This window comes from Alphaproteobacteria bacterium (genome assembly GCA_040216735.1).
Classification (GTDB): Bacteria; Pseudomonadota; Alphaproteobacteria; order SHVP01; family SHVP01; genus CALJDF01.
Window position 1 is genome coordinate 138,589 of the sequence record JAVJOO010000001.1, and the last position, 23,778, is coordinate 162,366.

A 23,778-nucleotide genomic window follows, 5' to 3' on the forward strand; every position below is an offset into this window, starting at 1 on the left:
GACTTAAGGATGACACGGCGCGGCACACACCGCGCCGTGATTCGCCGCTATTGCGGGCAGTTCTCCGCGTTGATGTTCTTCGGCGCAGGAAACGTACCGTCGGCGCTAGCCTTTTGCCACGCGACCGGCGAGCCATCCTCGGCGCACAGCCCCGTGGGCAGCTTTTTGTAGTCCACCCCGCGCCACGTTGTAACGGTACCCGTCGAACACGCCGCGACAACAACGGCCAAAACACCAAGCCCCAAAACCGCGCTACGTTTCATCTCTTCTCTCCCGATAGTCGTCGCGCGCTGAAATCGCGTCATCGCGTTCCGTCCGCCGACGACACCGGACAATCTACACCCGCGCGGCCGCCCCTAATAGGTCTACACGGCGAGGGAAGTGCGAATCACGTGGCCAAAAACGCCACCAACCCGTCGAGGCAGCCGATCCAACCGGCCTCGTGGTCGGCGCGGGTTGCTTCGTCGGCCATCCGTTCGTGGAAGACGACGACCTCGGTGGACGAGCCGCGGGCATCGAAGCGTACGGTTACACGCTCGGGCGGCGTGTCGGTGTGGGCCAAACGCCAACTGAAGACGAGCTCGTCCGGCGGGGCGATCCGTTCGAAGGTGCCGGCGATCCAGATTTCGCTGCCGTCGGGCAACCGGTTACCGATGCGATAGGCGCCGCCGACCCGCAGGTCCATCTCGACGCCGGGGCACGTTACCCCCGGCGGACCCCACCACTGCACGAACTGTACGGGATCGGTCCACGCCTCGAACAACCGTGCCGGCGTCGCCTTGATGGTCCGGCGCACCAACAGGGTCAGCCCGCCCGCCGGTTGCTTCTGGCTCTGCGGCTCGATGCTCATCGGCCCGGCCTTCCTTTCTTGCTCGCCGGCCCGGGCGGCGGCGCCGGGTCGTCGTCTTCGACATAGCGCGCGAGCGACTCCAGCGTGCCGCCCCAAAAGCCACGGTAGAAATCCAGCCATGCGTCGGCGTCGCGCAGGGCGTCCGGATCCAGCGCGCAGCGATGTACCCGCCCGCTGACCGCGCGTTCGACCAACCCGGCCGCTTCCAGGACCTTCAGGTTCTTCGAGGCCGAGGGCAGCGACATCGCGAACGGCGCCGCCAGTTCGGTCACCATCGCCGGCCCCTGGGCCAGCCGGCGCAGCATCGCCCGGCGCGTGCGGTTGGCCAGCGCTTGGAAAATCCGGTCGAGCCGTTCTTCCGCGTCGCCGCCGGGGGGCGCCTCGCGGCGCTGTGCATTTTGCGTTCTTGCCATCTGCCCAAAATAATATTAAGCCATTTGTGCAACTATTATACCGATCACACCGGAAAAGGAAACACCCCATGGCCAAAACCATCCACCAGGAAGTGACGTTCAACGCGAGCCCCGACAAGGTTTACGCCGCTCTCACCGACGGCGACACCTTCGGCGACATCACCGGCGCACCGGCCAAAATCGCCAACAAAGCCGGTGGCGAGGCCTCGCTGTTCGGCGGCCAGATCGCCGCCCGCAATGTCGAGCTGGTCCCCGGCAAACGCGTGGTCCAGGCCTGGCGCGCCGGCAATTGGGAAGACGGTCTCTATTCCCTTGCCCGCTTCGAACTCAAGGCCGACGGCAAGAAAACCAAACTCGTCTTCGACCACACCGGCTATCCCGACGAGGGCCACGACATGCTCGAAGGCGGCTGGCACAAGATGTACTGGGAGCCGATGACCAAAAAGTTCGGCTGACGCCACCTCCATCGAGGGCGCGGGGTGCCGCCGCGCGGCCCCTCCCGCTCCCGATCGGTGCCGCAGCGTGCAGCGATGACGCCCGCCATTCCCCGGTGCTAGGCTCACCCCCCATTGCAAGGGGACCGCCATGCTGCTCAACCGCGACCGCGCCAATGCCGTCATGGACCGCCACGGCCTCAAGGGCCTCGTGGTGCGTGAGAAACACAACGTCTATTACCTCACCGACTATTGGGAGAGCTTGAGCGAGGGCGGCTGGCCGTTCGCCGCCTTCGCCGTCCTGCCGCGCGATCCCGCCGCGCCGCCCACGCTCGTCATCCCGGCGATCTCGTTGCAGCGGCTCGACCTCGCCTCACCGACCTGGGTCGAGAACATCGTCGCCTTCTCGGACTATTCGGGCCGTCAGGCCGGCGAGAACGGCGTGCAAACCGCCCCCGACGAGCCGCCCGCCGCGCCCTATGTCGGGTGGCCGACGCGCGCCGGCGCAGCTCTGTCGCCGCTGGCCGCCACGTGGTCGGCCAGGCGCGACGAATACGGCACCAAGGTCGCGGCCTCGCCCGCCTGGGCGTTGCGCCGCGCCCTCAAGGAAGCGGGATTGAGCAAGGGCCGCATCGGCACCGACGACCTTCGCCTCACCGGCTGGATGGCCGCGATGGGCCTGGAGGCGCTCGAACCGGTCGACGCCGTCAACGTCCTGCGCGAAATCCGCATCGTCAAAACCGAGGCAGAAATCGACATCATGCGCACCGGCGCCCAGGCCAACGAGGCCGCCTGCCTGGCCGCGATCGACGCAATGTCTGAAGGTGCGACCTGGCCCGACCTCACCACCGTCTATGCCACCGAGATGGCCAAGCGCGGCGCGCGCATGCGCTACCTCAACACATACCTCGGCGGCCTGCCGCACGGAAAAGTCGTGCGCGACGAGCCGCTATATTTCGATGCCCTGGGCGAATACCAACTCTACCTCGCCGACTTCGGTCGCTCGGCCGTCTATGGCACGCCCTCAGCCGAGCTTGAAACCCGCGTTGCCGCCCTCGAGGCGGGCTTTCGCGCCGCGCTCGACATTCTCAAACCCGGCGTGCGCAAAAGCCGCATCGCCGAGACCGTGACCCACGCGGTCCACGCGGCGGGCTTCCCCGCCTACTTCAACGTTTCGCCCCACAGCCTCGGCCTCGAACACACCGACAACCCGATGCCGATGGGCCCCGACACCTTCGGCGAGAACGACGACTTCGCGCTTGAAGAAAACATGGTCATCAACATCGACATGCCCCACGTCGAATACGGCTGGGGCGCGGTCCACATCGAAGACACCCTGCGCATCACCAAAGACGGCTACGAACCCCTCACCAGCCTCGACACCAAATTGATCGTGCGAGGGTAGCGGGTTGGATTACGACAAAACGGAAATCGCAACCACGTATGACCGCGGTCGTGCGCTCGACGCCGATATGGCCAAGATATGGCTGCAAACCGTTGCCGGATATGTCGACCACACAACTGTGCGCAACATCCTCGACCTTGGCTGCGGCACCGGTCGTTTCAGCAAGCTGCTGTCCACGTTCTTCAATGCCGAAGTCGTAGGAGTCGATCCCTCGCACAAAATGCTCTCCATTGCGGAGGAAAAAGCGTCGCCCCGGGTTCGGTTCGAACGCGGCGCGGCGGAATCGATCCCCGCGGCCGATGCCGCTTTCGATCTCGTCACGCTCTCCATGGTCTTCCACCATATCGTGGATCATGCGAGTGGCGCACGCGAATGCGCACGCGTTCTCCGCCCCGGGGGCCACATCGTCATCCGAAATTCCACGGTCGACCGGCTCACCGACTTTCCTTACCGACCGTTCTTTCCAACCTTCGACGAAATCGCATCGGCACGCCTACCGCATAGGCGCGACATCGAAATGACCTTCCTTGACGTCGGCTTTACCCTCGTGCACCACGACGCGATCGCCCATCGCCTCGCTGTGGATTGGCCCGAATATGCCGAGAAGATTGCGCTCCGGGCCGATAGCCTCTTAGCGGCGATGCCGGACGATGCCTTCGAAGCGGGCGTGGCCGCCCTGCGCCACCACGCTAAATCGAGCGAAGGACAAGTCACAATGCCCGTCGACATTTTCGTCTTCCAGAAGCCCCGCTAGCCCCATGACCCGCGCGCCCGTCACACCGAGCCTCTACGTCCCCGACCTCGCCGCGACACTGCGCTACTACACCGACACCCTCGGCTTCACCCAGTCGGCCGCCTTTGAAGAAGACGGCCAAATCTTCTGGGCCGAAGTGGCGCGCGGCGCCGCCCGCCTGTGGTTCTTCACTACCCCGCTCGACGGCCACCCCAAGCCGGCCTTGAGCGGCCTCATCTATGTCTTCGTCGACGATGTCGATGCCCTGGCGGCGCGCCTCAAGGGCCACGTCCCGTTCGAATGGGGCCCGGAGACTCAGCCCTACGGCCTGCGCGAACTGGGCATCAAGGACCTCAACGGCTACTACTTGGTCTTCGCTGCCGACGTTTAGCGTCCGTGCACCACGCCCACCAAAACGGAGCACCGCCATGACCGCCGAACAACGCCTCAAGGAACTCGGTCTCGACCTGCCGCCGCCGTTCCGCGACGAAGCCAACCGCGTGCGCGCGCTGCGCTCGGGCAACCACATCTATATGAGCGGCCATGGCCCCTTAGGCGAAGGCAACGTCCCGCTGGTCGCCGGCAAACTCGGGCGTGAACTCACCATCGCCCAGGGCTATGACGCGGCGCGTCTGACCGGCCTGTGTTGCCTGTCCACGCTGCGCAACCACCTCGGCACGCTCGACCCGGTGACGCGCGTGGTCCGCGTCGTCGGGTTCATCTATTGCGCACCTGGGTTCAACACCCCATCCGACGTATTGCACGGTTTTTCCGACCTGATGGTCGACATCTTCGGCGACCAAGGCCGCCACGTCCGCTCCGCCATCGGCGTCGCCGAGCTCTACGCCGACATTCCCATCGAAGTCGAAGCCCTGTTCGAAGTCGCCTGACGGCGGCAAATTTTCATCCGGCAATCCCGCGCCGCGACTGCACCAGGAGGTACGCCCCTGTCACCGCGAACACGACCGCGCCGACACCGGCAATCACCGCAAACGGCGCGTTCGGCGACAGCGTCACGAACAGCCACCCCGCCAACAACGGCCCGCCCGCCGTCGCCGCCGAAGACAACGTACCCTGCACGCCCAACGCTTCGCCGCGCCGGTCGGCGCCGGCGTTGATCGAGGTCATCGTCTGCGCCGCCGTCCGGCCCAGCCCATTGCCGAACGCCGCAACGACAAGCAGCAGATAGAGCGGCACAACGCCATCCACGAAGACCAACCCGCCAAACGCCACAACCACGGCGCCCTGGGTCAGAGTCAGCAAGCCGACGGTACCGAACGTGCGCGCCAACCAACCCGAGGCAAGCTTCCAAGCCATGACGAGCGCCGCCATGGCCGTAATCGCGTAGGAGGTTTCGGCCACGCCCCAACCGAATCTCGCCAGCGCCCACAGCGCGAAGATCGCGCTCGTGCTGTTGGAAGCGAACGACACCATGGTTGCGCCCAACATCGGCACCGACAGACGCGGATGAAGGTACGCCCGCGCGCGCTGACCGAAACTTTGCCGGTCATGCGCCTTGGCCGCGTCGCGGGCCTGGCGGCTACGGCTTTCAGGCAAAACAAAAATCACCGCAACCGCCAGCACAACGAATACAGAAGACGTAAAAAAGAACGGCGGGAAGAAACTTGGTGCGTCGGTAAAGGCGGTGGTCAGGATACCGCCCAGGACCGGCCCCACGATGAACCCGGCGGTGGTCCCGACCCCCAATCGTCCCATCGCCCCGGCGCGCTGTTCTTCGCTCGTTACGTCGGCCATCGCGGCGAACAACGCCGGTACGCTGCCGACGAAAAACCCCTCAAGGGCCCGCGCCGCGTACACCTCGGTCAACGAGCCCGCGAACGCCAGCCACAGAAACGCCGCGCTTTGCCCCAGCAACGACACGACGATAATCGGTTTGCGTCCGACAAGGTCGCTCAGGCGTCCCCACAGGATGCTCGAAAACATCGCCACACCGGCGGCAATCGCAAACGCCAATGTTGCTCCGAACGCGCTGGCGCCATAGGCCGCTGCGTAATGCGGCAGCACCGGGATCACGATCGACAGGCCGACGAAGCCGGAAAACCCGATCAGGACGATGACGGCTTGTGCGTACATGCGGTCCTTCCGTTTGCGGCGCAGCGACCGACGCCACGCGCGCACCCTAGCCGGGGCTCGCCGGGCGCGCTAGAACCGCGGCCATGCTGCGGTGCGCGTTTCTCTCGATGGACAGTCTTGCGGGGTACGAGACCTCGGACCCGCTCCTGGTCGCGCCGATGGCGGCCGCCGGCTGGCAGGTCGAGACCGTGTCCTGGCGCGATCCAAGCGCCGATTGGAACCGGTTCGACGCCGTCGTCGTGCGCACGCCGTGGGATTACCAGGACGATCTCGCCGGGTTCGCCGCCACGCTCGACGTCATCGCGGCTTCGCGCGCCCGCCTTGCCAACGACCGCGCGCTAATGGGCTGGAACCTCGACAAGCGCTACCTGCGCGACCTTGCCGCCCGCGGCGTCGCGACGGTGCCGACGCACTGGGCCGACACCTTCGATGCGGCGAACGTCGCGGACACCTACGCCGCCTTCAACACCGGCGAGATCGTGATCAAACCCACCGTCGCGGCCGGCGCGCGCGACACCTTCCGCCTCACCCCTGCCGCGCTGGAAGCTGCGCTGCCAACGCTGATGCGCCTCTTCGCGGACCGGCCCCACATGATCCAACCCTTCGCCCCCGACATCCTCACCGAGGGCGAGTTTTCCTTGTTCTATTTCGGCGGCCGCTACAGCCACGCCATCCGTAAAATCCCCAAACCGGGCGACTTCCGCGTCCAAGAAGAACACGGCGGCATCCTCAGCGCCCTCACGCCGGACCCCGCCCTACGCGCCGCCGCCGACACCGCGATGAACGCGCTCGACGCGCCGCCGCTCTACGCCCGCGTCGATCTCGTCCGCTGGCGCACCAATCCGGTCCTGATCGAATTCGAACTGGTCGAACCCTCGCTCTACCTCGACCACGACCCGCGCGCCCCGCAACGCTTCGTCGACGCGTTCCTCGACTGGTACAAAACCCAACCCCCGTCATCCTGAGCCACGGGCAACGCCCGCGAGTCGAAGGGCCTCGTCATCCTGAGCCGCGCGCCACGCTCATCCTGAGGAGGGCCAAAGGCCCGTCCCGAAGGACGAAGGGCTAGAAAGGCTCGAAATCCTTCAACGCCGGCATCACCTGTTCGCCGAACAGGCGGATCGAGCGCATCAGGTCGTCCTCCGGCAGATCGGCGAAATTGAACTCGCCCATGAAGCAGTTGAACACGCCCTCGCGCGCCGCGCGCATCAGCTTTTCCGTCACCGTTTGCGGCGAACCGATGAACACCAGGTCGTTGTCATGGAGATAGGCGGGATTGAACAGGTTGGCGCGGATCTCGGCGCCGCGGCCCTCGGCGCGCTCGACCGCTTGGGCCACGAACGCGGCCTTACGTTCCTCGAGCGTCGCCGCTGTCTCGGAAAACGACAAGAACCCCTCGTAGGCGCGGCCCGAGCGCTCGAAGGCCACCTCCATCGCCTTGTCGTCGCTTTCGTCGACATAGACCACGGTCGAATAGGCGATTTGCGGCTTGCGCCCCCAGTCGTACTTGGCCCACTCGGCAATGAAGTCGCGGTAGCGCGGCGCCGCGTCTTCGCGCGGATAGACCAAGAAATAACCGGTGTTGAGCCCGTTGGCGGCACAGAAGTTCAGCGTCTCGGGATCGCGGCTTTGCATCCACAGCGGCGGGTGCGGCCGTTGCGCCGGCATCACCGCAAGGCGCGCCTTGGTCGTCTGGTGATGCACGCCGTCGAACGAGAACGGCTGATCGCCGAACGCCGCCCGCAGGTAATCGACATATTCCAGGGTCGGCGCCTTGCGCGCGTCGTACGCAAGCCCGAACGGCTCGAAATAGATCGGGTTGATCCCCGGCACCAACCCGACCTCGAGCCGCCCGCCCAGCATTTGGTCGAGCGTCGCGATCTCTTCGGCCAGCCGGAGCGAGCCGTACAGCGGCACGATATAGCCCATCGGCCCGAGCCGGATATTCTTGGTCCGCACGCCGGCACCCGCCGTGAACAGGCTCGGCGCCGACATCCAGCTTTCGTCGGGCCGAAAGTGATGCTCGACGCAAAACGCATAGTCGTAACCCAGCGCGTCGCACAACTCGATCTCGCGCCACAGTTGTTCGTAGCGCGCATGCGGGCCCATCCCGGGCTTCCCCCAGACGTGCGAGAAGTGGGCAAGTTTCATGGTCTGGCTCCGCGCATGGGGGATCGATCATCCGTCTTAACCGCCACCGCACGGCGCGGCAACCTCACGCCTGCACGTCCAACCGCGCCTCGATCGCCTTGACCAGGGTCTTGAGCACCTTGACCCTGGCGAAACGTTTGTCGTTGGCTTCGACCAGCGTCCAGGGTGCCGCCGCGGTCGAGGTCCGCGCCACCATGTCGTTCACCGCCGTTTCGTAGGCGTCCCATTTTTCGCGGTTGCGCCAATCTTCCTCGGTGATCTTGAAGCGTTTGTGCGGGGTGGCTTCGCGGGCGCGGAAGCGTTTGAGCTGTTCGTCCCGGTCGATGGCCAGCCAGAACTTGGCCACCACCAAACCGTGGTCCGCCAGCGCCGCTTCGAAGTCGTTGATCTCGCCGTAAGCACGCTGCCAATCGGGCGGCGCGGCGAAGCCCTCGACCCGTTCGACCAGAACGCGGCCGTACCACGAGCGATCGAAGATCGTCACGAAGCCGTGGCGCGGTACGTGCCGCCAGAACCGCCACAAATAGGGTTGCGCCCGTTCGTCCTCGCTGGGCGAGGCGATCGAAACGGTGCGGTAGTAACGCGCATCGAGTGCGCCCGTGACCCGGCGGATCGCGCCGCCCTTGCCCGCGGCATCGTTGCCCTCGAAGACGCATACCGCCGCCGAGCGTTTGAAGCGCGGATCGCGCGACAGCACGTTGAGGCGCCCCTGCCATTTCTCCAGGTCGTGCGCGTAGGTTTTCTTGGCCAAGGATTGATCGAGATCGAGACTGCCCAGGACATCGGCGGTGTCGGGCCACACGGTCGCTTTCCGGGGCACCTTCGACCGAGTCGGTGGCCGGTCGAGCCGGGCGCGCAGCGCCTCCAGAATCTGATCGCCGCCGCACAGCGCCCGCAGGTTTGCATCCGCGCCCGGCACGACCCGCCACGGTGCCACGCCCGAGGTCTGGCGCAGGAACGGTTCGGCCACCGCGACGAAATCGTCGTAGGCGCGAAAATGCGCGGCGTCCTCGGCACTCACCCGCCAGCGCGTCTTCGGGTCTTTCTTCAACGCCGCCATCCGCGCCTTTTGCTGCGCCTTGGACAGATGAAACCAGAACTTGAGCAGCAACAGACCTTCGTCGGCCAGCATCGACTCGAAGCGTTGGATCTCGTCGGTCTTCTTGGCGAAGGCATCGGCGCCCACAGTCCCGGCGACGCGGCCCAGAATCGGATCGGTGTGCCAGGCACCGAAGAACACGCCGATCGTGCCCTTGGCGGGCAGCGCGCGCCAGAACCGCCACATCGGCGGGTGCGCGCGTTCCTCCTCGCCGGGCGGCGGAAACCCCGACACGGCGATATGCCGGGGGTCCATCCACTCGTTGAGCAAATTGACCGTTTCGCCCTTGCCCGCACCGTCGACCCCGGCAATTAGGATCAACGCGGCAAATCGCTTTTCGCGCAGCAAATCGTGTTGCGCCTCAAGCAAGGCCTCGCGCAGTTCGGCGGCCCGGCGCTTGTAAACAGCCTTGGTCACCGCGCCAGCATTCTCGGCCGCCGCGAAGAGCGTTTCGCCTGTCATGGGGCAACTCTAACAGGGTTTGCGGCGCCCGCCGCTGGGCCGCGCCTCTACACCGGATATTCGGCCGGATCGATGCCGCAGTCGGTGAGGAACTTCTTGATCTGGATTACTTCTTCCTTGGGCAGGTCGTGATTGACATGGCTGAACGCCACCGAATGCCCATTCAACGCTACGCCGATCCGGTTGCCCTTCTTGTTGTCGATTTCCGCGCCCAATTCCTCAAGCACATGGACGACCGCCTGGTAGTTGATATTGGCGCTAATGGGGTGCGCGAACAGCGCATGCAGCGTCTTGCGATGTTTATGGTTCATGCAGGCTCCTCTGGGTTACCGAACCCCCAAGATCGCACGCCCCAGCCCAAAGCGTGTTGCGCTGCGTCAACGCGGCAGACCCCGCGTCGAAAGAAATCCCTTTTCGGCGAGCCGCGCAACCGATCATTCCAAAACGGGGCCGTCGATCCCGCGCGCCGGCGGCGCGGGGCGGCCTAGGTGGAAAACCGGCGCCGCCCACGCGCCTTAGGCCGTTAGCCGGGCACCAAATTCACGTTCATCCGGGTGCCCGGGACCACCACACCGCCGCGATCCCCCACCTCGATACTCTCCTGACGGTCCAGGTAGATGGGATGGAGTTCGCGGCCGCGCGGCGCGCAGAGCCACAGCCGAAGGAGGTGACGCTTGCGCTCCGGTTCGTCCGGCCAATCGGTGAACGCGGTCCGGTCGTGCAGCACTTGATAGTTCTGGATGAACTGCATGTCACCAGGTTCAAAATCCATATTCAGATGGATATCGGGGTCTTCACAAAGTTCCTGAAACAAATCGAGGGCCTCGATTTGTTTCTCGGTAAGACGCGGCACGTCTTCGAAGCGCTGGGCGGAATCCAAATACGGTCGCGTAAAATGGGTTGTCAGCAGGCCCCGATGCCACGTGAATACCGGCATCCTGTACCAAGGCGGCTTGCCGTCCGGCACCTCGCCGCGGCGATCGATAAAGAATGGAAAAAAGAGTTCGCCGGCCAAATCCGGCCGCCGTTTGAGCATTTCGTTGTAGATCGTCACCGAACTCAGAATGCTGCTGGCGCCACCCTCCTTCGCCTTTTGCAGGCACAGCAGGGAAACAATATCCGTCGAATCGGCATGGTAATTCTGGCGCGCCGAGGTCTGATAGATCCGCGCGGTGGGATCGTCGACGGAACGGGAAAGATCAATGACGTGCCCCAGAAGGTCGCCGCGGGCATTCTGGGAACGCGCCGTGCCGAAGTAACTCCCGATACCCCAATACGCGCGCGCCGCGCGGTCGATGTCGTAGCGCTCCCGTGGCAATCCCCGCAGCAGAAAGAACCCCCGCCCGTCGAGCAACTCGTCGAGAAGACCCGCGAACTTCGGCGCCAAGGTCGGGAGCGGGAAGGTCCGTTGTGAAATATCCTTTATTTCCAGACGCGCGCTGGCATCGATGGCGGCATCGATTTCAGCGATGTCGGCGGCGGAGAGTTTGAAAATCCACCGATCCGATTTCTTGAGGTCGCGCCCGTACCACGCGGAGGGCCCCTCGATGCGCCCTTTGGGAATCTCCATTGAGTCGACAAGCGTGTCGGTAACCGAGTCGATAAGCGTGTCAGCCATTCGCCACTAACCTTTTATTCTTGTTGTGCCCAAATTGATCTCGAACGGGGCCGCAGGCGGTCCGGCCAACGCCGGACGCGCGATGCGGCCCCTTCGATCACTGAGCGATGGAAATCTGATCGTAGTTGTACGATTTGCCGAGGTTCTTGAAGTCCCGGAGTCGCTTATTGACCCCGGTAATCTCGATTTGCTCGACGAGGTAGATGCTCGGCGCAAGATCGCGGATTTCGCCGGCGAGATCCCGGAGATACGCGCGGCGTTCGTTGGAATCGAAGATGGCATCGGCCGCTGCGATCTTGGGCACGATCTCTTCGACACAGAAGTAGGGCTTCGATTTGCAAAACTCGAAACCCATGAACCGGGTTATGTCGTTGAACGGCGCCGAATTGTAGGGAATGCCCGCTGCCTGGCCGCCCCAAGTCCCGGTGATGAACTTCTGGATCCAATCGGCCTTAGTGATTTGGCGAACTTCCATTTCGATGCCGACCCCGGCGAGATCCTGTGCCGCCTTGAGGTAGACCTCTTGATCGGCCGCCGCCTCGTTGACGACAACTTCGGCAACGAACTTAAAGCCGTTGGGATACCCGGCCTCGGTCAGGAGCGAGCGAGCCTTGGCCGGATCGAACGGATACGGTTTCAGGTTTGGATCGTACCCAAAGGTATTGGGCGTCGCGCCTTGGCTTGCCGCCTGGGTCCGTCCCTCCAAAAGCCCCTCGGCCATCGCCTCTTTGTCGACGGCGTAGTTCAGGGCTTGCCGCACTCTTTTGTCCTTAAAGGGCTCGAACGCCGAGGCGCCTGCGTTAAAGAGCGGGATTGCCATCGCGTTGGTGGACGGAACGACGTCAATCGTGTGCCCGCCGCCTTCGATCGCCGCGAAGTTGTCGATCGAGACCGCAACGGCGATATCGATCTGATCGGAGAGCAGCGCCTGCACGCGGGTTGCACGTTCCGGCAGCGGTTGAACTTCCAGGCGCGAGACCTTGGGCGGACGCCACGAATCGGATCGTGCCTCGAAGACCACCAGTTCGGGCGTCCAACGGGCAACCTTGAAGGAACCGGTACCGATCGGCTGGCGCGCATAGGCTTGAACCCCCATTTCCTTCCAAGCCTTCGGCGCCACGAGCAGCATGCCGGAAATTCGCGAGGGCAGAATGGCGTCCGGCCGCGCGCTAACGATATCGACCGTCATCGCATCGACCGCGCGCGCTTCGGTGACAGTCGGGATTTGCCGGGCAAACGTCATCGTCTTGCCCGCTTCGTCGTTCTTGAGAAAGTCGATGGCGGCGACAACCGTTTGCGCGTTCAGCGGCTCGCCGTTGTCGAAGGTGACGCCCGCGCGCAGCTTGAAGCGCCACGTGTTTTGATCCAGCGACTGCCATTCCGTCGCCAACGCGGGCTGAGAACTGCCGTCCTCTTCGTCGACGACAGTGAGGGCGTCGTACATGGCCGTCCAGGTGTGCCAACTTGGAAACACACCCGCGGCGTAAGGATTACCATCGGGTGGCGGCAGGGCGACCGCGCCAACGCGCAACGTGCCCTCGGCATGGGCCACCCCGACAAGCGCCGTTGACACGGCAACGCCCACTACGATGCGTGCACAGCAACGCACGACTGGACCGACAATATTCTTCACGTTCTATTCCTCCCTTGTTTGATCGGACCGACGGTCCGACGCTCGATGAACAACGACACGAAAAGCGTCTCCTAACCACACGTCGGCATGCAGCTACTCGCCGGCCCGCCGATCCTCTCGAACTGAGACCGATCGGCGCAGCGTGCTGCGGAACTCAAAGCGATTTTCGGGGAAGCAGGCGATCATGTGTTCTACCCCTCGGCCGGACACATCGAAAATCGTACGAACGACGCGAAGCGTCGGGCTACCTGGTTCGACACCCAGTGCCGCTGCAACGCTCGGCGACGCCCCCACGGCCGACAGCACCTGCTCGGCCCGGTCCGGTACAACCTGCCCAGGACCGGTCAAGAGAAGGATACGCGGCGTCGTTTTGAGTTGGTCCAGCGTGAAATGTCGGCCGATGTCTTCGGGCACATACATGGTCACCAGGCCGATCGCTTCGCCCCCGCGACACGCGATATGGGTCGCCCTCTGAAGGGTCGCCCCGCCGGGTTCGCCCAAGATCTCCAGAACATCGGGCGGACCAACCTCATATAGGAAGTCGACAAAATCTATCTCGTTATTCCAAGACTGCACTAGGATGCTCTCGATCAGCGCATCCATGGTGCCGTCCAGGGCAACACCCGGCACGGCCCTCTGCCGTTTTCCGCGAACCCGCGGCCGACGCCCGCGCGCCTTGGTGATCAAGCCGACTTGGGCCAATTCATCCAGCGCCCGCTTCGTCGTAATGCTCGAAACCGACAGTAAAAGGCTCAGCTCCCGCTCACTCGGAAGCTCGGCACCGGGCAAAACGACACCCCGCTCGATGGAACGTTTCAACTGGTCGACAACCTGCCGGTATAGCGGGGTATCGGCATCTCGGCGGACGGCGTCGAGGGTTGACGCAAGCAGATCGACTGTGTCGCTCATATAGGCTCCTTCTTAATATAAGAAGCATATGAGGTGGAGCACCACATGGCAATTTGACCGCAGCGATACATAGCGGTTGCTCGCCGAAAATCGGTGCTGCCGAAGCTGCCACTTCCGTCGTCGCTCGTTCGATTGCTCCGGCGTCCGGTAGACTCGCGGCAACGCCGCCCGCCACCGTCGGTCGACGTTCGGCTACGCTCTCAAAACCGGAAGGGCTTCACGACTAGCGCGAAATAATGGTGCCCAGGGCCGGGATCGAACCAGCGACACGCGGATTTTCAGAGGATTCAGAGCCATATCTATGGTCGTCGATGGTGGTAGATAGACGTATATAATACGTTGATTTTCAATGATATTTCTTGACGACAACGGTGTATGGCCGTAGTCGTGAGTTGATGCTGAGTGCTTACCCCGGGCTTACCCATGCGCGTCAAACTCAGTCAACGATTCGTTGACAGCCTTGATGGAAGAAATGGCGACCGCGTCTATTTCGATGTGGCCATCCCTGGATTTGGCGTACGGACCAAATCCACCGGCAAGAAGGCCTACATCATTCAGTACCGGAATCGCGGAAGGTCGCGGCGGTTCACGCTAGGCTCCTGTGCGACCCTTCGCCTCGAGCAGGCACGAGCAAGTGCTAGAAAACATCTTGTCGAGGTCTACGATGGAAAGGATCCCGCCGACCAAAAAAAGCTGGCGTTGCAGGACCCGACAGTTTCGGAACTCGCAAAGCGATACATAGAGGCCCACGCAATTCCAAAGAAGAAGCCCTCGAGCGTTCGGACGGATCGCGGACATATCAGGAACCACATTGTTCCCGCATTCGGTTCGATGAAGGTGGTCGACGTTTCGAGAACCGATATAGCAGAGCTTCACTACCGCCTGCGAAACACTCCTGGCGCGGCCAACAGGGCCGTGGCGTTGCTGTCCAAAATGTTCAATCTCGCAGAGAAGTGGGGTCTTAGGCCTGATGGATCGAACCCATGCCGACACATAGAGCGGTATCCGGAACGCAAACTGAACCGCTTCTTGAGCCCTGAAGAAATGGCTCGTCTTGGCAATGAGCTCTCATTGGCCGAACAGCGCCAGACCGAAATGCCTTCCGCGGTCGCAGCAATCCGTCTGCTCCTACTTACTGGCGCAAGGCTTGGAGAAATCCTGGGACTTCGCTGGGATTACATCCGATTCGATCAGTCCCTAGCTCTGCTCCCCGACTCCAAGACCGGACCGCGGCCGCTCTATTTCAACCTAGCCGCGGTACGGCTGCTGCGGGACCTAAAGGAGCGATCGATGTGCGACTGGGTAGTTGAAGGAGAGGTGCCTGGTGCGCCGCTCGTCAACCTCCGGAAACCGTGGCATCGCATCAGGAAAAGGGCGAACCTCGAAGATGTGAGACTGCATGATTTGAGACACACATTCGCCAGTTTCGCTGCTGCAGGAGGAATGTCTCTGCCGATGATCGGCAAGCTTCTCAATCACACGCAGCCAGTCACGACACAACGTTACTCACACTTGGCTCACGACCCCGTAAGGCAGGCAAACGAACTTCTGGGTACCCAACTCCGGCAACTTCTAGATAGCGGGAGAGAAAATTGACCGGTGATCCCGTCGGTCTAGACGAGCTAGCAACCGAACTGGGAGAGATCTGTCGAAAGCATAAATTTCCCGACACTGACGTTGATGACGCAGTGCGGAAAATCCTCGTTTTCGCTCAAGAGTATCACCGCGATGCTTTGGCACGACGGCTTCGTCCCGTTCGGCGCCAATTGGACGAGATCTATGACCTGTTTGCGGAACTTAAGAGTGCGGAGAAGAGGCAATTTGAGGAGGTCGCCGCTTCTACTGCCGCCCAGACTGATAGCGTTTTGTCGACAGAGCGTGTTGCTACGATCTTCTCCAAGTTACGTTCGATAGCTGCAAAACCAGCAAAGAGACAAAAGCGAGGTCGCCCACACGAGCTGCGACGGGACGACCTGATTTTGCGACTCGCCGAGCTCTTCGATAACGAAGTCGGGACAAACGATCGGCCCGACAACCCGCCGCTGCGCGATACACCGAACGATACGCCCCTCACACGCTTTGTCAGCGACGCTGCCCTTGCAATAGCGCCGGACCTCGGACCGCGGGGCATTATACGTGGTCTGCGGTCCGCCGCCAGGAGACCCCATCCCGACGAGGATAAGGTTGCCTTGCCTGAACCTAGGTTGTGGAGGGTTTTCCGTATCATCGGGAGAAGACCGCACCCCGCGAGGCCACAGGGCGCGCCTCCGCTGTCCTCAGGTTCTGCTTGGTGGGAATCGGGCGAATAGCTTCTGAAAGGAAGATTGTCTGCCGAACGGGCGCCTTAGAGCTTCCACGAAAAATCGGCAAACGGAGTATTTTTCGTGGAGATTCTGAGTGGAAGATAGAAGTCCTTCAGTAAACACTGTGGTCGTCGCTCATGCATTGAGAGAGAACGATGGCGATAGTGGACCGCTACCTCACGGAACGAGAGGCAGCTCAATTTCTGGGTCTTGAACCTTCGACCCTGAAGGCCTGGCGCTGGCGGGGAGAGGGTCCCTCCTATGCCAAGTTTGGGCGTGCGGTTCGCTACTCGCAATCCACGCTCTTCAAATATGCGGAACGATCAGTGAAATCTCCCGGCAGCCAGCATGCTGCCTAGTCCTCTGTGGACGGTTGAAATGACACCAGCGCAGTCGATGAAACGCCGCACTGGGGGGCGCGACCAAACGGCAACCGCAGTCCGAAAGGTGGAAGCGGGGTCGCCTGGGGCCTGATCCGGCCACAGACACGATAGCCACCAATTCCCGGGCTGGATCCAGTGAGACCCCGGGGAGCCCTGACCGACAGGCCGGCTCCGACGAGCGGACCTGAACTCGCGACGGGCCGGGACCTCCTGGCTGGTTCAGGGCTAGGGGGTCCTATGCCCAGGCCTCTGGCCCCACCAACGAGCGGATGAAATAAAATGGAAGACATCAAGGCGAAACGCAGGAAAAGAGCCAGCGCAGCTTTGGAAGACATGGAACGACATCAGAAGAGGGCTTTGTGGGCCGCTATCTCCGAGGGCGCGCCTATCCCAGAAGTCGCCAAGGCGTCCGTCCTGTATGCTGCTGAGTTCGCGGCAAGCCACCTCGAGCGCGACGAGGCCCTAAAGATTCTGGACAAATGTAGAAATCTACTAATGGAACGCCTCATCGGGCCAACGAGCGAACCCATTTCTGCTCGCCGCCCGGGACGCAGGCAGTAAACCTCAAGTTGACAGGCTTTCCATCCACATTCGGCGGTCAGTTCAGTTACTCAAGCACACTTTACTGCCAAAACCACGACGCCCTACATTCACCCTAGGCTGGCCTGTATCGGTCCAAATAGGCAGTTCCTCTTTCGCGTCTAGAGGTCTTACTCGGGTGGTTCAAACAGAAAATGACGCCATAGTTGTGCCGCGAGACGGGAGGCAAAACGATGGGAGGCTCCACCCCAAGGTGGCCGCGTAGTAACCCAGAATTGAACATTGGGACTGGAAATCGGCGAAACAGAGCATTCCAATTGGCGCCGGTTCTCGAGAAAGATCTGGGAGGCACGCAGTGACAAAGTCCGGAAACGAGATTTCGGCGATCGACATGGCCAGGCAGGCCAATGTCGAACCGAAAAGCTTCCGCCGAGCCCTGCGTGCCGAAGGACTCACCTGGCACCGGCACGCCGAGCGCTGGACCGTAGATCGAGGCGGCCCCGAGCATCGGGACATGACGCGCGTGCTGAACCGCCTGGTCCGGGACCGCCAATCAAGCTGACCTCGCGACCCCTAGGAAGTATGATCAGGACATGCGCTGGACACCAGTCGTTCTTATGCTTGTGGCGACTGCCGTTGCGGTTATTGTCGCCCGTGGCCTGCCCGAGGACCGAGGCAGCGATGAAGCCGGACCGGGCATCGAGACTCCAGTGGACGGCGCGATACGCGCAGTGTCGCCGAGTCGGGATTAGCCGGCTAGAGCCTCAGATGGCCGCTTCTGCCGCTTTCAGTCTGAATCTGGCCCAGCGAGCTTTCTGAGCTTCCGAAATGCGCCGACGGCCTTCCTCGGTAGCCGGACCGGTGCTCAGACCACCATGCAGCTTGCAGCGGCCGTTGGCGCGTGCTGGCGCTTGGCAGGGCTGCCCGTCATACTTGCGGCGAGCGCCGCATTTCCCGAAATTGAGCTTCGACATGGCTGTCTTTGGATACGTTATCCGCGCTTCGATGCCGAATTCTACTATGAAAACAGATAGTTAAGGGACCCGGATCCGGTCCGGTAAGCCGGAGGAAAGCAACGAGGCCTAGAGGTGTCCGGAAACCCTCCTCCTCCCGCTGTGCAGAGGTATTGACCTACTACCTGCCTCGCATCAGGCGCTATGGCAGTCTGTCCAAATCCCCGAGACCAAGGTCTTACTGGCGGGCCGAAAGATTTGGTTCCTGGCACAGGATCCCAACGGCGAAAAGGCTCCGACCCCCGGCCGGTACCCCAACATCGACGACAGGGGGTACCCCCCTTATGGGTGTCAGGACGCCCCTAGACATTTTTGTCAGACGGCCAATGAGCCCCCACGACCGAGCCCAAGACGTATTCAGGTTTTGTGCCTTCCCCAGGTTTTCGCCGCTCGGCTAACCTTTGATCATCACCGAGGATGGAGACCGCGGTGTAGGAAGGAGTCGGGTTTGACAAAGGAAGATAGTCACATTGACGAACGCCGGCGGTCGATGATGTCTCGCGTCCGCACGCGGAACACAGAACCAGAGATGTTCCTAAGACGTCTACTTCATCAGCGAGGATTTCGCTTCACGCTTCACAAGCGGATAGCGGGCGTTGTGGTCGATATTTGCCTTCCAAAATGGCACGTCGTTATTTTCGTGCATGGCTGCTTTTGGCATCGCCACCTGTGCAAACGGTTTTCTTGGCCGAAGTCGAGAGAGCTTTTCTGGAAGGAGAAGCTGAACAAGAACCACATCCGCGACCAGAAAGCGATTTCTGATCTAAATGCGCAAGGCTGGAGAGTCGCTGTCGTTTGGGAGTGCTGGGCCCGCGGGCGAAAGACCGATCTTATGCACCATGACATCTCCAAATTAGAAAACTGGATCAAAGAAAGTCGGTCTCTGAAGATAGAGATTCCGCAAGGCTGACTTGACGTTTGCGTCTTTCAGGGAGACAGAAAATCGAGCCCAACTCTGGAAAGGTTTGCCCCCAACCGATCCATCAGGTTAAGGGCATACTCATATCGAAGTTGCGCAATGATGACCGCCTCACAGTCAAATAGATGCAGCCCTCTGCCTCCACTTTCACGTATTCGCTGCACCTTGAGGCTGCTGACTCCATCGGCAACCACTAACCTCCCTTGATCTCGAGCATATATGTGCTCATACCTTGGGTTTGGCTCTCCAGTCTTACCAACTGGAACAAACTCAAAGGCTCTAGGTCCCTCTCCGAGATCCAAGAATACGTGGCGGCCGGACGTCGCCCCTTTTACCGCAGGTCCAATCTTCTCCTCTTTTTTCAGACGCACCCCAATGAAGGGGAGCGAGGTACCAAGCTCATTGCGCCAACCCTTCTTGTCCCGATCGGGAACCAAATCACACGCAGGCGAGAGACAAACCACGATGTCGCCCTCAATTCGTAGAACATGGCCTGTCGTCAGATGGTAACCAGACACCGCCTCTGAACACTCAAAAACATTGAGATGGGAATAGATGCTCTCCTGAGAGTTAGGCGCTTCAATGATCTGTCTATAGTGATGCTTCACTCGCTCGCCTGCTGATCCCAAGCTTAGTTCATAGTCATAAACGGACTGCATTGTCTTGAGCGAGGAATCCTGGATGGACGGGAAAAGACTCATCCACAGGCGCTCTAAGGTCCGACCAATCGTTGCATTGCGGACACCCGCGTCCTCCTGAGAAAGCGCCCGAAGCAACCATCCGGCCTGAACGCTGCGATTGCGAAGCGCTTTGTCCTCCAAACTCCCGCCTTCCTCTTCGGCCAATGCTCGCATAGCTGAAACCAGGACCCGGTGAGGCGTCGGCCCCCAAGCGCAAAGCGCATCGGTGAGCGCACTGACCACTTCGCCACCTGAGTGCCCCTTCTTGACGACGGTGACAAAAAGATTCTCTAGTCGAATCCAATTTTGGCCCCTTCCGTCACCCCAACGAAGAAATCGAGCGCCACTAACTCCGGGTCCAAGACCCAACTTGTCTTCGGAACGCTGAATAAACCAGGCGATCAGGTCATTCCAGCTTGGCAGCTCGACTGCTAGGTCGTCACTAGGATCTTTTTTTCTTTCGCCGAAGAACCGACCCAGGTCTCCCAGGAAGTTTGGTTCTTCTAGAGCACGACGAGCGGCGCTTGCCCGGTTACCGTCAAAATCGGGGTCATTGATCTCGCGTCGCACAGCAAGGTACCAACTTTCATCGGCCTGACTCTCAAACCGACGAATATCCTCCTTGTGAGCGATCGCCCAGTCGTCCCAGATGTCTTCAACGGCCGCAGTCTTCGCTGGATCAATTCTGGGCAAGGGCGGCAGGAACGACAGCAGTATCCGGCGAAAAGCTTGGTGGATATCATGGCTCGTATAGACGACTACGAGATTGAAACGTGGATTCAGCGCTAGTAGCCCCAGCGTTTCAAGAGATCTGTCCGGACCGCCTCCTTCTCCATCAAGGAAATAGTCGAGAATAAGAAGATCGGTTTGGTGGAGACGACGGAGATCTATGTCGCCCTTGTCGTCTTTGTCGTGGATGCCGTCATGAACATCAAATATCCACTTCCTCTCACGCGCGATCGTGAGCAGACCAAGAAGACTTTTGACCTCGTCGCCTGCATTGTTCCAACGAAACTCCGAAGAACGACGATCTCTTGCAGGCTTGTGCGCCTCCAGCAACTTGTCCAGAGTGGGAAACTGGTCATCAACCGCAATTACCGTTCGAATAGGTTTGATGTAGGTCGTCTCTATTAGAGGCTTTAGAGACGGGACATCAGTCCCCGGAATTCTCTGGCTTGTAGCCGACATACTCCCCCCCACGGAACAAGATGCCGAAGTTGGCCCCCGGCAGAATGCGTCGCTCGTCAGTAACGTATTCGATTGTGTGCCCACCGGCCCTCAAGTTCGCCCTACAGAGGTACAGCCCTACGCCCCTACCTCCGTGTGACTTCCTTGAAAAGAAGAGCGTAAACAGAAATCTCTCGTCCTCTTCGTCCACTCCCGGCCCATTGTCTCCAACCAGAACGAGGCCATCCCTCACGTCGAGGCAAACCAGCTTTCGCTCGACGTCACCGGGGGTTTTTGTAAGCCAGTACCGAGCATTGTTGATGAGATTGATGAATACCGGATATATGCGAGATGGCAGCTCACGAACTCTGAAAGATTTGAATGCTTCGGTGGCTTCAAGAACAATTTCGGCTCTAGCAAGAGAGTCCTGAAAGAACGACTCAATATATGAAAGGATCGCTTCTCCCGTGATGACCTCAAATTGGGGATTGCCCGAAAGCTTGAGGGGCGTCAAAAACCTCAGACGCTCTGTAAGCTGTCGATGAGCGTGCAATGCCGTTTGAATTGGAGAGAGGTCGGCTACCGACTTTGGAAGGCCGTCGAGATTTCTGGTGATTGTGAGATCCAGCCCTTCGATCTCATGACCGATTATCTCGACCGTAATGCCCAATTGCGCGAGCGCGTTGAGGCGATCAATTTCTTCGCTAAGTTCGGAGACCTGATCGCCCTGGAATGCGGTTAGTCCCACCAAGTCGATGCGCTCTTTGATGGCCTCCATAGCAAAGATATAAGACTCAAAGAATTCTTCGTTCTCCTGGTCAAACCTTCTGTAAATGCGGTCTAGCTCCTGATGCACCTCCAGAACGCTCATGCGCTTGTGGCGTTCGTCACCAATAAGCTCGGTGGCCGCTTTTCTGAATAGCCGCTTCCGTTCCTCAACTTGCTCGCCAAATCCCTCGAGTTCGGCTTGGAGCAGACTGATGGCCTTCTCGGACCATCTGCTGAGACGTCGATTCAGTGCGGAGGCATTGTGATTAATTGCGCTGACAACGATTTGCCTTCTGTTGTCTTCCGACAGTCCGCTGGCGGCGTTAGAGATGCTGGCCTCCAGTGAGCTCACCGCTTCGGATACCGACTTCCAACGACTGACATAGTTGCGGTATTCCCCTTCCAATGAGCGAAGATCCCTTGGGCGCGTAGGTGGCGCAAGAACCTCGAGGTCCTTCTTCACTCGCATCAGACGCTCGTGAACGTCCATCAATTTTGGGAACGAAGCGACTGCATCAACCTTCGCAGTAGACTGAAGACCCTCGAGGTCTTGTTCTAGTTCACCAAGATCTTCCGATTTTTCATTGAGGTCATCCTTAAGCACTCGCCGCCGCCGGCGTTCTAACGCAGCCGCATCCTTTCTCGCCTTACTCTCAGCCCGCTCAAGCTTCTTTGCCGAGAGCTCCTCATCTCGTAGATCTGATGCCGAACCGAAATAGCGCCGTGATGTGGTCTGCAGCAGGCTAATGACGAGATCGCGGAAGACCTTTGTCGCGTGCCCTTCGATTAAGCCTTCGCGCCCCGCCTTGTCTCTGAGATTTGGGTTCTCGTCCGTACCTATCGCAATGCGGCCGAACATTCGGCGGTGGTTCCAGAACTCTCTGCCCGCGTGTCGGCTCCGCCGTTCTTCGATAAGGAAGAAGTCCGTATCTGGCCTTCCATACGGCATCACCCGCAGACCGTCCCGGAACACCATTAAGCCAGAATGATTTTCCGCCCATTTCTGGGCTTGAGCATGCAGATCAGCTGCCAAACTAGAGTTGGCGGCAACCCTCTCGTAGGTCGCGAGAACGAGATCGAACCTACCGACTCTGGCAGCCCCGCGGCTGGACAGATTCGGAGCCAATGTTATCTGAACGTCACCCTCTTGCCACTCACCGAAGGCCTTGATGCGTCCTCGAAAAACGCCGTTCTCATCGACGGTTCCTCGAACGAAATGCTCGAGTTGTTCGATGCTCGAGAGACCGAATTCCCTCTCCCGCGCCACAACCATTCTGCTCTTGGAGCCATGCCACGCGATAACTGATGTCTCAAATTCCAGCTTTGAAAGTAGTTCTTCATCGTATGGGTCAACAAAGCTCGACAATGTCGACACAAATATGTCTTTGGCGCGAGAAGCCTCATCGGCGTGCTTACTGGTTGCCGTTTCTTCAAGCTGGCTGAGGAGGTCAAACTCAAGGTCGGCAACAAAGAGTGCCGTTCCGCAGTCCGAGTCTCCGGTCCAAACGGGCCACTGCGTGAAGTGGCGTTCGTCGAAGCTCGTTTCGATGATGGTTTCTTCCATTCGCCGCTGTGTTGTCAGCGAGTCTTTCGCTTCCTCTTGGAGCGAAAACCGATTCCAGGCATCGACAATGCGGTCGTGACGTTCGTCGTGGGTGTCTCCGCCCCATACATTCTCCATGAGTTCATCGAAGAGCCTCCTGGTGAGCGCAGGAAGCTCGGAAAGGCAGTCGAACTCTGCGAATGGAATTCGAATGTCGTCGAGCAGAAGATAGGGGTTACGGAAAAGGCGCCAATCAACGAGCGAGGCTATGAAAGGTTCATCTTTTCGCTTTGACACGAGCAGCAGAAGAGACCCCAGCGCAGCAGCTGATAACCGACCTATCCCCTTCTGCCCTTGACGCGTCCGAAGCGGCAGGCCCAACCTATCGGCTTTGCGAACCTCCGAATTCGAAAGCTTGTCCTCTGTTCCGATAATCAGCCACTTTTCCTGAAACTCGGCTGAGTTCATCCCATGCCCGTCGTCCACGACCGCAGCGACCGGAACATGACTGTCAAACAAATGCAGCGTCACTCGCCTCGCATAGGCATCGAATGAGTTTTTCCAAAGCTCCGATACCGCCGTCGGGCAATCCGCAATCTGCTCGCGGCCTAGATGATCAACTGTCCTTGCGCGAGACCTAAAGGATAGGGCGGTCATCGCT

At 60.6% G+C, this 23,778-nt stretch carries 24 protein-coding genes; 10 read left to right on the top strand and 14 right to left on the bottom strand.

The genetic code is table 11. The features are described 5' to 3' along the window. Positions 1 to 47 precede the first annotated feature (47 nt). The 3 genes from RID42_00710 to RID42_00720 all read right to left on the bottom strand — a co-directional run bounded on the left by RID42_00710 (position 48) and on the right by RID42_00720 (position 1,263). Entirely contained in the window at positions 48 to 263 is a 216-nt protein-coding gene (locus RID42_00710) for a hypothetical protein (protein ID MEQ8246178.1), read from the bottom strand. Between the two features lie 125 nt (positions 264 to 388). Then, the gene (locus tag RID42_00715; protein MEQ8246179.1) at positions 389 to 850 is read right to left on the bottom strand and encodes an SRPBCC domain-containing protein; all 462 of its coding nucleotides are present in this window, start codon (positions 848 to 850) and stop codon (positions 389 to 391) included. Continuing rightward, positions 847 to 1,263: a metalloregulator ArsR/SmtB family transcription factor gene (locus RID42_00720; protein ID MEQ8246180.1), complete on the bottom strand. Its 417-nt coding sequence runs from the start codon at positions 1,261 to 1,263 to the stop codon at positions 847 to 849. Before RID42_00720 ends, RID42_00715 begins: the two co-directional genes overlap by 4 nt. A 68-nt stretch (positions 1,264 to 1,331) precedes the next feature. On the opposite strand from RID42_00720, the gene RID42_00725 reads away from it, so the two are divergent. From RID42_00725 to RID42_00745, 5 genes are all read left to right on the top strand, one after another. Further along, a complete protein-coding gene (locus RID42_00725) occupies positions 1,332 to 1,718 on the top strand; it encodes an SRPBCC family protein (GenBank protein ID MEQ8246181.1) in 387 nt (128 codons plus the stop codon). 130 nt (positions 1,719 to 1,848) lie between these two features. Continuing rightward, positions 1,849 to 3,102: a Xaa-Pro peptidase family protein gene (locus RID42_00730; protein MEQ8246182.1), complete on the top strand. Its 1,254-nt coding sequence runs from the start codon at positions 1,849 to 1,851 to the stop codon at positions 3,100 to 3,102. A gap of 4 nt (positions 3,103 to 3,106) precedes the next feature. Beyond that, positions 3,107 to 3,856 carry a methyltransferase domain-containing protein gene (locus RID42_00735; protein ID MEQ8246183.1) on the top strand — a complete coding sequence of 250 codons (750 nt, stop codon included), beginning with the start codon at positions 3,107 to 3,109 and terminating at the stop codon, positions 3,854 to 3,856. Between the two features lie 4 nt (positions 3,857 to 3,860). After that, on the top strand, positions 3,861 to 4,226 hold the full coding sequence (locus tag RID42_00740; protein MEQ8246184.1) for a VOC family protein: 366 nt from the start codon (positions 3,861 to 3,863) through the stop codon (positions 4,224 to 4,226). 37 nt (positions 4,227 to 4,263) lie between these two features. Next, positions 4,264 to 4,725 carry a RidA family protein gene (locus RID42_00745; GenBank protein MEQ8246185.1) on the top strand — a complete coding sequence of 154 codons (462 nt, stop codon included), beginning with the start codon at positions 4,264 to 4,266 and terminating at the stop codon, positions 4,723 to 4,725. Between the two features lie 13 nt (positions 4,726 to 4,738). Here the strand turns inward: RID42_00745 and RID42_00750 are convergent, their stop codons facing one another. After that, positions 4,739 to 5,929 carry an MFS transporter gene (locus RID42_00750; GenBank protein ID MEQ8246186.1) on the bottom strand — a complete coding sequence of 397 codons (1,191 nt, stop codon included), beginning with the start codon at positions 5,927 to 5,929 and terminating at the stop codon, positions 4,739 to 4,741. A gap of 83 nt (positions 5,930 to 6,012) precedes the next feature. On the opposite strand from RID42_00750, the gene RID42_00755 reads away from it, so the two are divergent. Next, positions 6,013 to 6,894, top strand: coding sequence for a hypothetical protein (locus RID42_00755; GenBank protein ID MEQ8246187.1), 882 nt, complete (start codon positions 6,013 to 6,015; stop codon positions 6,892 to 6,894). 100 nt (positions 6,895 to 6,994) lie between these two features. On the opposite strand, the gene RID42_00760 is transcribed toward RID42_00755, so the two are convergent. The 6 genes from RID42_00760 to RID42_00785 form a co-directional block, all read right to left on the bottom strand. Beyond that, positions 6,995 to 8,080 carry an LLM class flavin-dependent oxidoreductase gene (locus RID42_00760; GenBank protein ID MEQ8246188.1) on the bottom strand — a complete coding sequence of 362 codons (1,086 nt, stop codon included), beginning with the start codon at positions 8,078 to 8,080 and terminating at the stop codon, positions 6,995 to 6,997. Between the two features lie 64 nt (positions 8,081 to 8,144). Next, the gene (pap, locus tag RID42_00765; protein MEQ8246189.1) at positions 8,145 to 9,641 is read right to left on the bottom strand and encodes a polyphosphate:AMP phosphotransferase; all 1,497 of its coding nucleotides are present in this window, start codon (positions 9,639 to 9,641) and stop codon (positions 8,145 to 8,147) included. A 47-nt stretch (positions 9,642 to 9,688) separates the two neighbouring features. Then, positions 9,689 to 9,952 (bottom strand): hypothetical protein, encoded by a 264-nt coding sequence (locus RID42_00770; GenBank protein MEQ8246190.1) that lies wholly within the window; start codon positions 9,950 to 9,952, stop codon positions 9,689 to 9,691. Between the two features lie 212 nt (positions 9,953 to 10,164). Then, entirely contained in the window at positions 10,165 to 11,259 is a 1,095-nt protein-coding gene (locus RID42_00775) for a TauD/TfdA family dioxygenase (protein ID MEQ8246191.1), read from the bottom strand. A gap of 97 nt (positions 11,260 to 11,356) precedes the next feature. Then, positions 11,357 to 12,892 (bottom strand): ABC transporter substrate-binding protein, encoded by a 1,536-nt coding sequence (locus tag RID42_00780; GenBank protein ID MEQ8246192.1) that lies wholly within the window; start codon positions 12,890 to 12,892, stop codon positions 11,357 to 11,359. A 93-nt stretch (positions 12,893 to 12,985) separates the two neighbouring features. Next, positions 12,986 to 13,801: a GntR family transcriptional regulator gene (locus tag RID42_00785; GenBank protein ID MEQ8246193.1), complete on the bottom strand. Its 816-nt coding sequence runs from the start codon at positions 13,799 to 13,801 to the stop codon at positions 12,986 to 12,988. A gap of 423 nt (positions 13,802 to 14,224) precedes the next feature. Here RID42_00785 and RID42_00790 point away from each other — a divergent pair, with 423 nt between their 5' ends. From RID42_00790 to RID42_00805, 4 genes are all read left to right on the top strand, one after another. Next, the gene (locus RID42_00790; protein MEQ8246194.1) at positions 14,225 to 15,397 is read left to right on the top strand and encodes a site-specific integrase; all 1,173 of its coding nucleotides are present in this window, start codon (positions 14,225 to 14,227) and stop codon (positions 15,395 to 15,397) included. 862 nt (positions 15,398 to 16,259) lie between these two features. After that, on the top strand, positions 16,260 to 16,463 hold the full coding sequence (locus RID42_00795; protein MEQ8246195.1) for a helix-turn-helix domain-containing protein: 204 nt from the start codon (positions 16,260 to 16,262) through the stop codon (positions 16,461 to 16,463). Between the two features lie 919 nt (positions 16,464 to 17,382). Beyond that, positions 17,383 to 17,589: a hypothetical protein gene (locus RID42_00800; GenBank protein MEQ8246196.1), complete on the top strand. Its 207-nt coding sequence runs from the start codon at positions 17,383 to 17,385 to the stop codon at positions 17,587 to 17,589. A 31-nt stretch (positions 17,590 to 17,620) separates the two neighbouring features. After that, positions 17,621 to 17,779, top strand: a complete 159-nt coding sequence (locus RID42_00805) for a hypothetical protein (GenBank protein ID MEQ8246197.1) — start codon at positions 17,621 to 17,623, stop codon at positions 17,777 to 17,779. Positions 17,780 to 17,791: 12 nt separating this feature from the next. On the opposite strand, the gene RID42_00810 is transcribed toward RID42_00805, so the two are convergent. From RID42_00810 to RID42_00825, 4 genes are all read right to left on the bottom strand, one after another. Next, complete coding sequence (locus tag RID42_00810; protein ID MEQ8246198.1) at positions 17,792 to 18,001, bottom strand: HGGxSTG domain-containing protein; 210 nt, start codon at positions 17,999 to 18,001, stop codon at positions 17,792 to 17,794. Between the two features lie 583 nt (positions 18,002 to 18,584). Further along, positions 18,585 to 18,776, bottom strand: coding sequence for a hypothetical protein (locus tag RID42_00815; GenBank protein ID MEQ8246199.1), 192 nt, complete (start codon positions 18,774 to 18,776; stop codon positions 18,585 to 18,587). A 191-nt stretch (positions 18,777 to 18,967) separates the two neighbouring features. Further along, positions 18,968 to 20,827, bottom strand: coding sequence for a response regulator receiver domain (locus tag RID42_00820; protein MEQ8246200.1), 1,860 nt, complete (start codon positions 20,825 to 20,827; stop codon positions 18,968 to 18,970). Beyond that, complete coding sequence (locus RID42_00825) at positions 20,793 to 23,774, bottom strand: ATP-binding protein (protein MEQ8246201.1); 2,982 nt, start codon at positions 23,772 to 23,774, stop codon at positions 20,793 to 20,795. The genes RID42_00820 and RID42_00825 overlap by 35 nt, the downstream gene beginning before the upstream one ends. Between the last annotated feature and the right edge of the window lie 4 nt (positions 23,775 to 23,778).